This is a genomic window from Deltaproteobacteria bacterium (genome assembly GCA_028818775.1).
Taxonomy (GTDB): domain Bacteria; phylum Desulfobacterota; class Binatia; order UBA9968; family JAJDTQ01; genus JAJDTQ01.
Genome location: JAPPNE010000177.1, coordinates 1 through 13309, shown reverse-complemented (window position 1 = coordinate 13309; position 13309 = coordinate 1). Strand labels below are relative to the sequence as shown.

Genomic DNA, 13309 nt, shown 5'->3' with positions numbered 1-13309 from the left:
AGTGGCGGGTACCACGCGAGGAAGAGCAACGCAGCCGACGGCGAAAAGGACCCGCGGATACATCAAGCTATTTGTGACGCAGGACACTAGTACTTGCGGATCACCGCGACCACGACGCCGCGGATCTCCACGTCTTCTTCCTCGACCACGATGGGCTCCAGCCGTTCGTTGGCGGGACGCAGCACGACTCTCCCGTCCTCGCGGGAGAACCGCTTGACCGTGGCCTCGCCGCGCACCATGGCCACCACCGTATCACCATCACGCGCGGCGGGAGTGGACTGCGCCAGGATCAGGTCACCGTCGCGTACCTGTTCCTCGATCAGGGAATCGCCACGGACCCGCAAGGCGAACGTGTCGGGGCTCCGCGCCAGTTCCGCCGGCACACCCGGGGTGTCGTTCACCTCCACCGGCTCAAGAGACACTCCCGCGGTCATCCGGTCAGCTTATCAGCCTTCGGCCCCCACGGCACCCTTGGCCACCTCGACCATGCCTTGGGCCTTGACGGCGTTGGCGTCCGCGGGACCGTAGAACTTGCCGAGGTAGGCCGCCACCTTGCGCAGCACCTCGTGATGCGCGTCGGCGCACGCGCGCCGGGTGTCGGGAGAAAGCTCGTTGAACTCCCGTTCGATGTTGCCCAGCCAGCGCGGCAGATACTCCACCTCGATGTCCTTGCCCGTGTACAGGTACCCCTCCAGGGAGCCCACTCTGGCCGCCAAGCCGTAGACCCGCTGGACGTCGGATGCATCCATGTTCTTCCTCCCTTGGGTGGAGCGTCCTTCGAACCTTCGAATAGCCCCGTAAATTTCCGTGTCAGGGTGCAGCCACCTTGCGCGACCGCGTGCGTCCGTTGCGCTGGTATTTGTCCACCGCCTTGTTGTGCTCGCGCAGCGTGACGGAAAAGTGGTGGCTCCCGTCGTTCTTCGACACGAAGTACAGATAGTCGACCGCGGCGGGAAACAGCGCCGCGTTGATGGCGGCCAGCCCGGGATTGGCGATGGGGCCCGGCGGCAGGCCTGAAATCCTGTAGGTGTTGTAGGGGCCGGGCGTCCGGAGGTCGCGGCGCGTCAGGTTGCCGTTGAAATCCTCCAGGCCGTAGATGACCGTGGGGTCGCTCTGGAGCCGCATGCCGCGCTTCAGGCGGTTGTGGAAGACGGCGGACACCATCGCCCATTCGTCATGGGGACCGCCTTCCTTCTCGATGATGGAGGCGAGGGTGACGACCTGGTGCCGGGTCATGCCGATGTCGCGTCCGCGCGCCTCCATTTCCGGCGTGAACCTGCGCTCGAATGTCGCCAGCATGGTTGTGACGATCTGCTCCTCGGTGGTCACCGCGGGCAGCTTGTAGGTGGCGGGGAACAGGTAGCCCTCCAGGCTGTCGACCGCGAGCGGGGCGCGCAGCACCGGACTGTTCGCCGCGGCGACGAACTTCGCCGACGACACGCGGCTTTCGCGCTCGAAAAGGTCGGCGATCTGCCGGACCGTCAGGCCCTCGGGCACGGTGACCTTGTAGTGGACGCTCCTGCCGTCCACCAGGCGCGCCAACACGGCTGCCGGAGTGACGACCTCCTCGAAGCGATACAGGCCGGGCTGCACCTTCTTGTCCACGCCGCGAAGCTGGGCCCAGAGCACGAGAGGCCGCCACTGGGAAATCACCCCCTTGCCGGCCAGTTCTTGCGTGATGGCGGCAAGAGACTCGCCCTTGCGGATCTCGATCTCGGTCACCGGCGAGTGGCCGTGGTAGGGGGTCCAAAGAAAACCGCACAGATAGCCGGCGACGAAAAGCGCCCCGAACAGGAGAACACCCGCGGCAAGGAAGACGCGCATGAGCAAGGACAGACTCCGGCGGCGTCAGTTCTCGGTGACGTTCACCTTCATCCATCCTTCGATCTGCTTGAGGAAACCGGAGAACGGATCCTTCTTCGGCGCATCCGCGAAGTAGGCCTTGTGCATGTAGTCGAGGGCACCGGAGAAGTACTCGAACTTCTCGGAGAGCTCCTGGAACAGCAGGAACCCCGTGCGGTAGAGAGACAGGTCCACCTCGGACACCTTCATGTAGGAGCGGCTGCCCTCCCGGATATAGTAGTCCAGGTAGCCGCCGCGCTCCACGTAGGACCGGAACACGCCGCTCATGAACAAGGTGTAGTCGCCGAGGTACTTGCGGAAGCGCCGCTCCCGCATCAGGGTGTTCTCGCCGGCAAACGCGGGGGTCCCGTCCGGCAGCACCGCCTGTTCGTCCGCCAGCATCTCCACGACGCTCTCAAGCCGGTGGTGCCTGCGCGAGCGCACGCGGAACAGGCGGTCGCTGCGGGCGAACTCCGTGAGCACGTCGGCCACGTAACCCGTCACTTCCGCGTCACGGATGCCCAGCTCGCCGAAGCACTGCCGGGTCATGTTGTGGAAGAAACCCTGAAGGCGGTCTTTGGATAGCATGTTTGGCATGGCGTCACCCGTGGCCGGTAATGCCATCAGGAAACGGCGGGGATGTCAATCCCGAATTGGTGCCCGGGCCGGGTCGTCAAACAGGCCGCCGGTGTGGGTGCCCGGCTCATTCCCGTGGTAAGTATCCGGGAAGCGTCGGAAGGAGCCTTTCCGTGAAGACATGCAAAGCCCTCACCATCGCGGGGTCGGATTCCGGTGCCGGAGCCGGTCTCCAGGCCGACCTCAAGACCTTTGCCGCCCTGGGCGTCTACGGCACGTCCGTGGTCACGGCCATCACGGCCCAGAACACCACCGGCGTGACGCGGGTTCTCGAAACGCCGGCGCCCCTGGTCGCCGCCCAGATCGATGCCGTCCTGGAGGACATCGGCGCCGACGCGGTCAAGACCGGCATGCTCGCCAACGCCCGGATCATCCGCGCGGTGGCCGGCAAGCTCCGTGAACACCGCATCGAGCGCCTGGTGGTGGACCCGGTCATGGTCGCCAAGGGAGGGCACCCTCTGCTCAAGGAGAACGCGACCCAGGCACTCAAGACCCATCTCTTCCCGCTGGCCACGGTGGTCACGCCGAACCTCCCCGAGGCCCAGGCGTTGACCGGGGTGGGGGGCACCGGCGCGAAGGCCATCAAGGACATGGCCCGCCGCATCGTCGACATGGGCGCGCGCGGCGTCGTGGTCAAAGGGGGTCATCGCCGGGGCGCCGCCACCGATGTCTTCCACGACGGGACGGTGTTCCATGAACTCTCCGCCCCGCGTATACGGACCACGAACACGCACGGCACCGGATGCACCTACTCCGCCGCGCTGGCCTGCGCCCTCGCTCGCGGCGAATCCGTGGAGACCGCCGTGGCCGAGGCCAAGGAATTCATCACCCGGGCCATCGGCCACGCCTTCTCCATAGGCCGCGGACACAGCCCGGTCCATCATTTCCACGAGTACTGGCGCGGCGGGTGAGGGGAGGGCGACCCGCGCTGTCGCCCGTCACCGGAACAGGTTCAGGACCGGGTCCATCAGGTAGGAATCGAAAGAGTAGAGACCCAGAGCGTACGCGAGTTGGCCGTCGGGGAGGGGGAACGACAGCGCCTCCTCCAGGCCGATCTTGAAGAAGACGTACACACCCAGACTGTACAGGAGGCTGGTAGGCCAAGTCTCGTGCGCCTGAAAGCGAAGGAAGATCGTCGGCATGACCAGCCCGCCCACCTTGAACCCCAAGAGGTACAGCCCCACCGCGAAGGCGACGGCCCAGAACGAAATCTCGAGCGTGCGCCGGCGCACCATCGCGGGAGCGAGAGGAGGCCCTGCGTCGGCCACGGGATCCGGCGCGGCCGGACCCCGCTCGAACGTGAGCGGGCGGAGCCCCAGCCACAGGCTGTAGGCAAGGTGCATCGCCGACATGGCCAGCACGGGATAGCCGATGGCCAGCGGGAAGAACCGCGTACGCGCCGGCCACTCGTAAGCCTCCCACACCGCCCACGACAGGAGAGTCACCAGCAGCACGCCGATGACGATATCCGTCCGGTTACGCACCCGGGTCCTCCTGGAGCTTGGCCCGCTTCGCCATCCAGTCCTGCAACCCGGGCAGGAAGATGACGACCAGGGCAACTCCGAAGGTAACCATGACGATGGGACGCGTCAGGAACCACAGGCCGTAGATCTCGTAGGAGATGAACAGGTTCCGCTCCACCAGCGACCCGAGCACCAGGCCCAGCACCAGCGGCGGGCGCGGCCAGCCGTGGTTCACCATGATCACGCCCATCACTCCGAACACCAGCGTGGTGGCCATGGCGAAGTAGGAACCGGTGTTGGCGAATCCCGCCAGGAAGATGAGCATGAACAGCGACGGAATCAGCAGCGATCCGCGGACCTGGGTGATCTTGGCCAGATGGTTCAGGAACAGCAGGCACAGCGCCACGGTGATGATGTTCGAGATGACGATGAGCCAGACGAACGAGAAGGTCAGGGCCAGATGCTCTGTGAGCATCTTCGGCCCGGGCTGCAACCCCTGGATGATGAAGGCGCCCAGCAGAATGGCGGTGGTGGCGCTGCCGGGCACGCCGAAGGCCACCGTCGGGATCATGGCGGCGCCGATGCCCGAGTTGTTGGCCGCGCCCGGCCCCAGGACCCCGCGCACGTCGCCCTTGCCGAAGCCGCTTTTGTCTCTGGTGCTCTGCACCGCGTGGGCGTAGGACACCCACTGGGACAGCGCGGCGCTCACTCCGGGAACGAGTCCGAAGAAGGTGCCGATCATGCTGCAGCGGACGGTGATGCCGATGTGGATGAAGGTGTCCTTGACCCCCTGCCAAACGCCCCCCAGCTTGCCCACCTTGGCTTCGGCGATGGCGGAGCCCTTGACCCACAGCTCCACGATCTCCGGCACGGCGAACAGCCCCACGGCCGCGGCGATGAGGCCGACCCCTTCCCACAGGTTCACGAGGCCGAAGGTATAGCGCTCGATGTTCTCCTGGTAGTCCAGGCCGACGGTGGACAGCACGAGGCCCAGACCGCCGGCCAGCACCCCCTTGAGCTTGTTGTCGCCGCTCAGCGCCGCGAGAAAGCAGATCCCCAGGATCGCCAGCGAGAAGAACTCCGGCGACTTGAAGGACAGCACCAGCGGGGTGACGATGGGAATGGCGGCGGCCAGCGAGAAGGCGCCGACGATGGCGCCCACCAGCGAGCTCATGAGCGCGGCGCCCAGGGCGCGGCCGGCCTCGCCCTTTTTGGCCATGGGGTGGCCGTCGATGATGGTGGCGGTGGATACCACCTCCCCGGGCACGCCGAACAGGATCGAGGTGATGTCGCCGGTGGTGCCGGTGACCGCGTACATCCCGAGCAGGAACGCGAACGCCTGCACCGGGTCCATCTCGAAGATGAACGGCAGCATGAGAGCCACCGCCCCGGGGCTGCCGATGCCGGGCAGGATGCCGACGATGAACCCCAGGAAGATGCCGATCACCATCAACAGGAACGTGGTCTGATCGAATACCTGAAGCAGTCCTGTGATGAAGGCTTCCAGCATGGCGTCGTGGCAACGGGAACGGTCGGTTCGCGGTTTTCGGGTCAGAGTTCAGGCTTCGGGTAGAGCCCGGCGAGCGGAGCCTGGCCCGCGACCGCCAGCGGCGGACGCGGACCGGATTCCGGTTTCACCCACGGTTGATTCGACGGCACGCCGCCGGCCGTTAGCCCTTTTCGATGAGGGCCTTGATCCTGTCCATGAGGGGCTTGGGAGTGTTGAGCAGATCCTCGACGATCTTGGCCACGCCGTCGCCCCGCCTGGGCTGCAGATTGCGGTTCTGCTTCTTGGCCAGCGCCTGGACCTGCGGGTCGTTGTACGCCTTGGCAAAGCCGTCGCGCAGGGCCTCGACACGGTCTTTCGGCACTCCCGGCGGGAGCGTGTGGACGATGCTGATCTGGTTGGTGGCGTTCATCGCCCTCAACATGGCCAGCTCATCCTTGCTCTTGCCCTGCTCCTTGGCCAGCGCCTCGGCCGCGGGCACACCCTTCAGCAATGGGTGGTCCGCCTTCTTCTCGCCGGCGATAATCAGGACCCGGCAGCACTTCCCCTCACCCTCGAACATGGCGATCTCGGTGCTGGCCATTGTCTGGAACGTCGTGCAGAAACCGTTGACCTCGCCGTTCTTCACCGCCAGGCGCTGCGCGCCGCCGCTGGGGAATCCCGTGACGGCCTTGAAGTTGCTGCCGAAGATCGCGTTGAAGAAGATCGGCTCGAGGTGGGACAGGCCGCCCTTGTCGAAGCTCGACACGATAAGCTGCTTCTTGGTCTTCACCGCCTCGGCGAAGGTGCTCACGCCCGCATCCAGGCGCACCGCGCACGCGGAGTTGGCCCGGAACGCGCTCGCCACCCAGTTGAACTTTCTGCCGTCGAACTTGATCCCGGCCACGCCGCGAGCCTGCTTCATCACGAGGCTGCTGCTGATGGCCGCCATCACGGTGCCGTCCCTGCGCTCGTTGTTGAACACCGTATTGGCCGCCAGGGCGCTGCCGCCGCCGGACTTGTTCTGGACGACGATCCGGGGACTGCCGGGAATGTACTTGTGCAGCACCGGCGCGATGAGCCGGGTGGTGAGGTCGGTGGTACCGCCCGGACCATAACCCACGACAATACGGATTTGCTTGCCCTTGTAGAAGTCCGCCACCGCGTCACCCCATGCGGGGCTCGTCAGCAGCATCAACCCTGCCATCAGAAAGAGAATTCGCCTAACCATGCGTGCCTCCTCTCGGCTTTGATCGTGCGATTAACCGACTTTCCGGTGTGCATGTCAACCCTAAACCGCCGTCCCGGCCCGTCATTCCCGCGAAAGCGGGAATCCAGGGGCGGCGGGGCGGTCAGGGCCCCGTCCATCACGACGCGCCCTCCTGCTCCTTGAGCATCTCCAGCGCCTGCTCCACCAGCCCCCGCCGCAGCCGGCGCTCCTCGTCCGCGTCAAGGGACGGGTCCCCGAAAACGTGCGGGATGGCCCGCCCCGACATGATCCGCTTGGCGCCGGTATTCTCCGACACCGATACCAGATTGGTCACGTGCACCGTGGGGATGCCGGCTCTCTCCAGTTCCTTTGCCATCGCTGCGCCGCAGCGAGTGCAGGTCCCTCAGGCGGAGGTGAGTATGACGCCGTCGACCTTGTCCTCCCCTAGCGACGCCGCGATGTCCCGGGCCATGTCGGCGGCGGTCTCGACGGGCGTGCCGTTGCCCGTGGTGGAGTAGAAATACTCGTGCAGCCCGCCCAGGGATCCTTCGCGCACCGCGTCCCGCAGCACATCGAGGGGAATCAGGCGGTTGGGGTCCTCGTTTACCGCCGCGGTGAAGAAGCCGCCGTGCACCGACTCGAATTCATCCGCCGCAAGGTGCTCCTTGCTCTCGAGGTGGTAGGCGCCGAAGTGGGTGGACAGGTACGACTTGATGCCGTCCGGATTGCCGCGCGGCACGAGGCCGCCGGTGGTGACCAGCGCGATTTTCGCGTGGCCGAGGTCCCGGATGCCCGGCGCCGGCTCCACCTCCTGGAACGGCGGCAGCGGGATCTCCGTCTCCATCGGACCGCCCGCGAGCTTCGCCAGCAGCAGGTCCACGGCCCGTTCGGCCGCGGGAACGGATGCCCGTGTGTTCCAGCGGCCGCCGCGGGAAAGGAGGCCTTCCTCGCTGCCCGGAGCCACGGTTTCACCGGTCAGGAGCTTGACGATGAGGGGGGCCGAGGCCTCGATGGCGGCGCGCATGTCGCCCGACGATTCCCCGGTCGCGACCACCGGGATGTCGCGCCGGATCGCGTCGGCGCCGGGGTTGGACGGCGACATGGCGGTCAGCACCGGGATGCCCAACTCGGCGCCCACCACCCGGCACACCCCCGCGCACGCCAGTCCGTAGCGTCCCGAGCCGAACGCCGGCCCGGCGAACAGCAGGTCCGGCGCCGCCGCCTTCACCAACTCCAGCAACCGGGCCGTGGCCTCCTCCTCGTTCTCCGAGAAATGGTCGTCACCGCAGTAGACCGTCGCGACGACCCCGGCGCCCTCGCCCAGCAAGGACTGCAGCAGCCGCCCCGGACCCACCGCGCCTTCCAGCACGCCGGGCGGCGCCCCCGCGCTCTCCTCACCGCCGACGCCGGCGAAGAACTGGTTCACGTAGTGGACGATGCGCTTCATGGGATCCTCCTATCCCGGCCGTGCCGTCAGCGTCGAGCCGCCGATGGGGTCGATGGCGCCGATGATATTCTGCACCGGGATCTCCACCGTGCCGGCCACGTCCCCCTGGATGGCCCCCAGGAACGCGTCGCCGCCGAGGACCCGTTCCATGGGCTCGTCCAGCCGCACCTTCTCGGGACAGTTGCCGACGCTCACCATGGCGTCCGCCTGGGGCGCCACGTCCACCAGCGCCGGGCCGTCGCCGCCGGACTCTTCCTTGGCCACCAGCACAGTACGCAGCCCCGCCTCCTCGCACGCCCGGCAGGCGAGCATCAGGTCCACGTCCGCCTGGCCGCCGCCGTCCTTGGTGATGACCACCCCGTCCGCCTCCACCACATGCCTGAGCAGCCGCGCCGCGTGAAAGGCCGCGGCCGCCTTCTCGTCATAGGTGGCATAGTGGTTCGCCAGCACCATGCCGGCGAACACGATGGTGTCGTTGTGCCGCCGGTACAGCTCGCGGATCAGGGGATGGTTCAGGATGTCGTGGGTGGCGTTCTTGGTGGGCTTGGTATAGCCGTCGTTCACCAGCGCGCCGTCCAGGATCTCGTTGGGATGCACCACGCTCGGCACGATGTCCTTGGTGCTCGTGCCGTAGAAGAGCTTCTGGCGGCCGATGCCGTGGGAGTAGGCGAAGCTCAGGTATCCGATGCGCGGCAACCCCGACGCCGGCAACCGCCAGTCGAGCGAGAAAGGTTCCGTGCGCGCCGGCGCCGCCCGCTTGGTGGTCTCCGCCAGGAAGACCGCCGCGCGCAGCCCCGCGCGCATGAGCGCCAGGCCGAACTGGCCCGGGTCGGCGCCTTCCCGCGGCTTGGGCAGCATCACCAGGCCGGGCATGCGCCCGAACCGGCTCAACTCGCTGCCGGGACCGCACATGTCGATGATGGCCTCCTCGGACCGCGGCAGCGACCCGGACGTCACCACCGCCACCCCGTCCAACGCGTGAGTACGGCCGGCGCCGCACTGGGACAACGTCCCGAGGCTTCCGGGAAACGCGCCGCCGAAGGCGCCGTCCTTCCAGCGCGGCTCGACGATGTCCACCACGTGCAGCACCCGCGTGCGCTCGCCGGGCCGCACGATGCTCAACTCCACGTCGTCGATGAGCGGCTCCGCGAGCACCTCGGCGCGCAGCGCCTCCTGGTTGACAACGAGTTCGCCTGCCCGATATTCGGTGTGGGCGCCCCAAGAAAGGGACCGGACAGGGTAGTGGGCCAACTCGAAATCCACGTAACCTCCTCGGAGTAGTGGACGCGTATCGGTTGCGAGGCAAACCCCTGTCTACCAAACCCGGCGGCACAGTGCGAGTATCCAAACCCGCAAGGCGGGACCTATGCTCTCGTTTCAATGCTCTCCGTCGCTCCCGACCCTCGCCGTCATTCCCGCGGAACAGGCTGTGTCATGACTCATGAGGCAGGGACCTTTCGAACGTCATTCCCGCGGAAGCGGGAATCCAGGGGTGGATGGGGGCGGTGACGGAGCCTTGAGGTCGTAAAGTTGACCGATCCCATAACAGACACGACCAACGAAGCTCCGCTGGAGCCCGACCTCCCTATCTGCGACCCGCACCACCACCTGTGGCGGCGTCCCGACAACCTGTACCTGCTGGACGATTTCCTGCGCGACGCCACGGGCGGCCATCACATCGTGTCCAGCGTGGCCGTGGAGTGCGGCGCCATGTACAGGGAAACCGGGCCGCCCGAGCTGCGGCCGGTGGGGGAGACGGAGTTCCTGGAGGGCATCGCGTTCGAGAACGCGCGCGCCGACAACCGTGCCTCGGTGGCGGCCGCCATCGTGGCCTACGCCGACCTGGCCCTGGGCGACGGCGTGGCCGAAGTCCTCGAAGCGCACCTGGAAGCCGGCCCCGACCGGCTCCGCGGTATCCGCTATTCCACCATGTGGGACGCCTCGGACGCGTTCCGGAGCGTGGAGCGGCCCGGCCTGCTGCGGGACTCCGCGGTGCGCAAGGGAATGGGGTGCCTGCGGCGCTGCGGCCTGAGCTTCGACGCCTGGCTCTACCACCCGCAGCTCCCGGAGCTGGTGGAGCTGGCGCGCGCCTTCCCGGACCTGCCCATCATCCTCGACCACATCGGCGGGCCGCTGGGACTGGGCCCCTACGAGGGACGGCGCGACGAGGTGTTCCAGGCCTGGAGCGCCGACATCGCCGCACTGTCCGAATGCCCCAACGTGGCGCTCAAACTGGGCGGCGTCGGCTCACTGCGCTCAGGATACGACTGGCACACGCGCGAGCCCGGGCCCGCCTCCGCCGAGCTGGCCGAGGCCATGCGGCCGTACTTCGAGTTCTGCATCGAGAAGTTCGGCCCCGGCCGCTGCATGTTCGAAAGCAACTTCCCGGTGGATCGGGTATCGTATTCCTATGTTTCCGTGTGGAACGCGTTCAAGATCGTCAGCCGGGGCTATTCGGAAACGGAACGCGCGGCACTGTTCCACGACACCGCCGCCAGAGTCTACCGCCTTGACAGCGGCGCGAATCCGTCATTGATACGAACTCGTGCTTAGACCCAGTAACCGCCATTGCCGCAGAACAGGCTGTGTCAATATTGCGCTTGGCAACGAAACGGCACTGCGACCCCGAATCGTCATTCCCGCGAAGGCGGGAATCCAGGGGTGGGGAGGGGCAGAACGGCGTGTTCCCCCACCTCCCCCGCCTGGATTCCCGCTTCCGCGGGAATGACGGATGCAAAGCGGCACCGGGGAAGGACATACGAATGAGCAACGACATGGTTCTCTACGAAGTAACCGGGCAGACGGCCTGGATCACGCTCAACCGCCCGGAGGCGCTGAACGCCATCAACGAGGAGATGCGCCTGGGCATCGTCGAGATGTGCGCCCAGGCGCAGGCGGACCGGAACGTGCAGGTGGTGCTGGTCCGGGGGGCAGGGGAGAAGGCCTTCACCGTGGGCGGCGACCTCAAGGAGCGCGCGCAACGCAACGCCGACCCGGCCGAGGCGCAGGCGTCTCCGCTGGAGGCGCGTCAGGCTCGGCATTTGCCGGGCAGCTCCTCGCCCATCGAGGCCTTCGCGTTGTTGCAGAAGCCCTCCATCGCGCTGCTGCACGGCTACACGGTGGGCGCGGGCCTGTTGATCGCCATGGCCTGCGACATCCGCATCGCCGCGGACAACGCCCGGCTCGGGGTCACCGAGGTGCGGCGCGGCTTCATGCCGGCGTCCGGCGGCACCCAGCGGCTGGCCCGCATCGTGGGGCCGGCCAAGGCGCTGGAGATCTGCCTTTCGGGGGAGTTGATCGACGCCCGGGAAGCGTACCGCATCGGGCTCGTCAACAAGCTGGTATCGATGGACGAGTTGACACAGGCAGGCGAGGAGATGGCGGCGGCCTTCGCCAAGGGCGCGCCGCTGGCCCTGCGCTACGTCAAGGAATCCGTCCACAAGGGGGTCGACCTGCCGCTGGATCAGGCGCTGAGGCTGGAGTCCGACCTCGCCGCCTTCGTCCTCACCACCGAGGACAGCAAGGAAGGGCCGCGCGCCTTTGTCGAGAAGCGCCCGCCCGTGTGGAAGGGGCGTTGATTCGTTCCCGGACTTCGGATAGAGCACAGGGATATCAGGCTGGCGACCGGCCTGCGCCAATGCAATCCCACCAGTGGAGGAAACCGAAATGCTCAGAATCGATGCGGACGCACACGTTCTCGAAACCGAGGAGACCTGGGAGTTCATGGACGGCGCCGACCGCAAGTACCGGCCCGAGGTCGTCGGCTCCACCAACGGCGTCGGGTCCGGGGACGAGTACTGGCTGGTGGACGGCACCCTGCGCCTCAAGTCCCGAAACGTTGGCAAGGACACGCCGCTGGAGTCCCGTGAGCTGCGCGACGTGGCCATGAGGCTCAAGCACATGGATGAGCTCAAGGTGGACATCCAGGTGATCTTCCCCACCATCTTCATCATCCCGCTGACGCCCCGGCCCGAGATCGAGCTGGCGCTGTGCCGCAGCTACAACCGCTGGATGGGCGAGTGCTGGAAACAGTCCGACAACCGCCTGCGCTGGGTGGCGGTGGTGCCGCTCCTCAGCCCGGAACAGGTGTACGAGGAGGCCAAGCTGGCCAAGGAGAACGGCGCGGTAGGCATCTACATGCGCGGCTCCGAGGGCGAGCGGCTGCTGAACGATCCCTTTTTCTTTCCGGTGTACGACGCCGCCGGCAGGCTGGACATGCCGGTGTGCATCCACGCCTCCAACGGCAGCTCCGTGCTACACGACTACTACAAGTACGAGCCCGTGGCCTTCTCGAAGTTTAAGCTCGTGGTGGTGGGGGCTTTCCACACCATCGTCGCGGGCGGCATCCCCCAGCGGTTCCCGCAACTCAAGATGGGGTTCCTGGAGGTCAGCGCGCAGTGGCTCCCCTACGCGCTGACCGATCTGTACAAACGCCCGTACGTAAAGGAGCAGGGGTTCAACCGGAACGAACTGCTGGCAAGGAACCGGATCTGGGTCGGGTGCGAGACCACCGACGACCTTCCGTACGTCATCGAGAACGCCGGGGAGGACCACCTAGTGGTTGGCACCGACTACGGTCACGCCGACAGCGCCACCGAACTGCTGGCCATAGACGGCGTCGCCAACGACCCGCGTCTGAGCCCGGATGTCAAGGCCAAGATCTGCGGGGGGAATGCGCGGGAGCTGTACAACCTTTAATCCGTCTCGAGGCGTCCCGTGCCGGTTCGATCATCCGGCAAGGTAATCCATCGCACCGAACCCGAGGCCCATCAGCGCCGCGACGCCCAGAGTGCTCATGAGAGACTGGTGTCGCCAGAGGAGCATGATCGCGCTGACGAGGCCGACCGCCAGGACCCGCCAGTCCAGGGAGTACCAGTCCGGCACCAGGAGCTTGACCGGGCCGCTCTGGTGGGACGACAGCTCGGCGAACAGGACGTGCAGGCTGAACCAGATGGAGAGGTTGAGGATGACGCCTACCACCGCGGCCGTGATGGCCTCCAGGGCGCCCTTGAGCCGCGGCTGGGCCGTGAGCTGCTCGATGTAGGGGGCGCCGGCGAATATCCACAGGAAGCACGGAGCGAACGTGACCCAGAGCGTGACCACCGCGCCGGCAATGCCCATGCTCAACCCGCCCGCCCGGTAGGCGGCGATGTAGCCGACGAACTCCGTCACCAGGATCAGCGGCCCCGGGGTGGTTTCCGCCAGCCCCAGGCCGTCCATCATCT

General features: G+C 66.8%; 14 protein-coding genes. 4 read left to right on the top strand and 10 right to left on the bottom strand.

Annotation, left to right across the window (positions count from 1 at the left end):
- Nucleotides 1-86 precede the first annotated feature (86 nt).
- The 4 genes from OXU42_18655 to OXU42_18640 form a co-directional block, all read right to left on the bottom strand.
- The gene (locus tag OXU42_18655; protein ID MDE0031406.1) at nucleotides 87-434 is read right to left on the bottom strand and encodes a peptidase; all 348 of its coding nucleotides are present in this window, start codon (nucleotides 432-434) and stop codon (nucleotides 87-89) included.
- Nucleotides 435-446: 12 nt separating this feature from the next.
- Nucleotides 447-749: a hypothetical protein gene (locus tag OXU42_18650; protein MDE0031405.1), complete on the bottom strand. Its 303-nt coding sequence runs from the start codon at nucleotides 747-749 to the stop codon at nucleotides 447-449.
- A 61-nt stretch (nucleotides 750-810) separates the two neighbouring features.
- Nucleotides 811-1824 (bottom strand): endolytic transglycosylase MltG, encoded by a 1014-nt coding sequence (mltG, locus tag OXU42_18645; GenBank protein ID MDE0031404.1) that lies wholly within the window; start codon nucleotides 1822-1824, stop codon nucleotides 811-813.
- Between the two features lie 24 nt (nucleotides 1825-1848).
- Nucleotides 1849-2430, bottom strand: coding sequence for a hypothetical protein (locus OXU42_18640; GenBank protein MDE0031403.1), 582 nt, complete (start codon nucleotides 2428-2430; stop codon nucleotides 1849-1851).
- Between the two features lie 161 nt (nucleotides 2431-2591).
- On the opposite strand from OXU42_18640, the gene thiD reads away from it, so the two are divergent.
- Nucleotides 2592-3389 carry a bifunctional hydroxymethylpyrimidine kinase/phosphomethylpyrimidine kinase gene (gene thiD / locus OXU42_18635; GenBank protein ID MDE0031402.1) on the top strand — a complete coding sequence of 266 codons (798 nt, stop codon included), beginning with the start codon at nucleotides 2592-2594 and terminating at the stop codon, nucleotides 3387-3389.
- Between the two features lie 27 nt (nucleotides 3390-3416).
- Here thiD and OXU42_18630 read toward each other — a convergent pair whose 3' ends face one another.
- The 5 genes from OXU42_18630 to OXU42_18610 all read right to left on the bottom strand — a co-directional run bounded on the left by OXU42_18630 (nucleotide 3417) and on the right by OXU42_18610 (nucleotide 9347).
- Nucleotides 3417-3962, bottom strand: a complete 546-nt coding sequence (locus OXU42_18630) for a hypothetical protein (GenBank protein ID MDE0031401.1) — start codon at nucleotides 3960-3962, stop codon at nucleotides 3417-3419.
- On the bottom strand, nucleotides 3955-5451 hold the full coding sequence (locus tag OXU42_18625) for a tripartite tricarboxylate transporter permease (GenBank protein MDE0031400.1): 1497 nt from the start codon (nucleotides 5449-5451) through the stop codon (nucleotides 3955-3957). The genes OXU42_18630 and OXU42_18625 overlap by 8 nt, the downstream gene beginning before the upstream one ends.
- Nucleotides 5452-5611: 160 nt before the next feature.
- A complete protein-coding gene (locus OXU42_18620) occupies nucleotides 5612-6658 on the bottom strand; it encodes a hypothetical protein (GenBank protein ID MDE0031399.1) in 1047 nt (348 codons plus the stop codon).
- Between the two features lie 136 nt (nucleotides 6659-6794).
- Complete coding sequence (locus OXU42_18615) at nucleotides 6795-8084, bottom strand: glycine/betaine/sarcosine/D-proline family reductase selenoprotein B (GenBank protein ID MDE0031398.1); 1290 nt, start codon at nucleotides 8082-8084, stop codon at nucleotides 6795-6797.
- 9 nt (nucleotides 8085-8093) lie between these two features.
- Nucleotides 8094-9347 carry a hypothetical protein gene (locus tag OXU42_18610; GenBank protein ID MDE0031397.1) on the bottom strand — a complete coding sequence of 418 codons (1254 nt, stop codon included), beginning with the start codon at nucleotides 9345-9347 and terminating at the stop codon, nucleotides 8094-8096.
- A 267-nt stretch (nucleotides 9348-9614) separates the two neighbouring features.
- Between OXU42_18610 and OXU42_18605 the strand changes: the two genes are divergently transcribed.
- The 3 genes from OXU42_18605 to OXU42_18595 all read left to right on the top strand — a co-directional run bounded on the left by OXU42_18605 (nucleotide 9615) and on the right by OXU42_18595 (nucleotide 12782).
- Nucleotides 9615-10637 carry an amidohydrolase family protein gene (locus OXU42_18605; GenBank protein ID MDE0031396.1) on the top strand — a complete coding sequence of 341 codons (1023 nt, stop codon included), beginning with the start codon at nucleotides 9615-9617 and terminating at the stop codon, nucleotides 10635-10637.
- Nucleotides 10638-10846: 209 nt separating this feature from the next.
- Nucleotides 10847-11662 (top strand): enoyl-CoA hydratase-related protein, encoded by an 816-nt coding sequence (locus OXU42_18600; protein MDE0031395.1) that lies wholly within the window; start codon nucleotides 10847-10849, stop codon nucleotides 11660-11662.
- Nucleotides 11663-11750: 88 nt separating this feature from the next.
- The gene (locus OXU42_18595) at nucleotides 11751-12782 is read left to right on the top strand and encodes an amidohydrolase family protein (protein ID MDE0031394.1); all 1032 of its coding nucleotides are present in this window, start codon (nucleotides 11751-11753) and stop codon (nucleotides 12780-12782) included.
- Nucleotides 12783-12812: 30 nt separating this feature from the next.
- Here OXU42_18595 and OXU42_18590 read toward each other — a convergent pair.
- Nucleotides 12813-13309 (bottom strand): chromate transporter (locus OXU42_18590; protein ID MDE0031393.1); only part of this gene is annotated, 497 nt, incomplete at its 5' end.

What these genes read in the sequence shown, in the direction of transcription:
- OXU42_18600 (MDE0031395.1), top strand. Translation starts at nt 10,847, where the DNA reads ATGAGCAACGACATGGTTCTCTACGAAGTAACCGGGCAGACGGCCTGG.
- OXU42_18620 (MDE0031399.1), bottom strand. Translation starts at nt 6,658, where the DNA reads ATGGTTAGGCGAATTCTCTTTCTGATGGCAGGGTTGATGCTGCTGACG.
- OXU42_18625 (MDE0031400.1), bottom strand. Translation starts at nt 5,451, where the DNA reads ATGCTGGAAGCCTTCATCACAGGACTGCTTCAGGTATTCGATCAGACC.
- OXU42_18655 (MDE0031406.1), bottom strand. Translation starts at nt 434, where the DNA reads ATGACCGCGGGAGTGTCTCTTGAGCCGGTGGAGGTGAACGACACCCCG.
- OXU42_18640 (MDE0031403.1), bottom strand. Translation starts at nt 2,430, where the DNA reads ATGCTATCCAAAGACCGCCTTCAGGGTTTCTTCCACAACATGACCCGG.
- OXU42_18595 (MDE0031394.1), top strand. Translation starts at nt 11,751, where the DNA reads ATGCTCAGAATCGATGCGGACGCACACGTTCTCGAAACCGAGGAGACC.
- OXU42_18650 (MDE0031405.1), bottom strand. Translation starts at nt 749, where the DNA reads ATGGATGCATCCGACGTCCAGCGGGTCTACGGCTTGGCGGCCAGAGTG.
- mltG (MDE0031404.1), bottom strand. Translation starts at nt 1,824, where the DNA reads ATGCGCGTCTTCCTTGCCGCGGGTGTTCTCCTGTTCGGGGCGCTTTTC.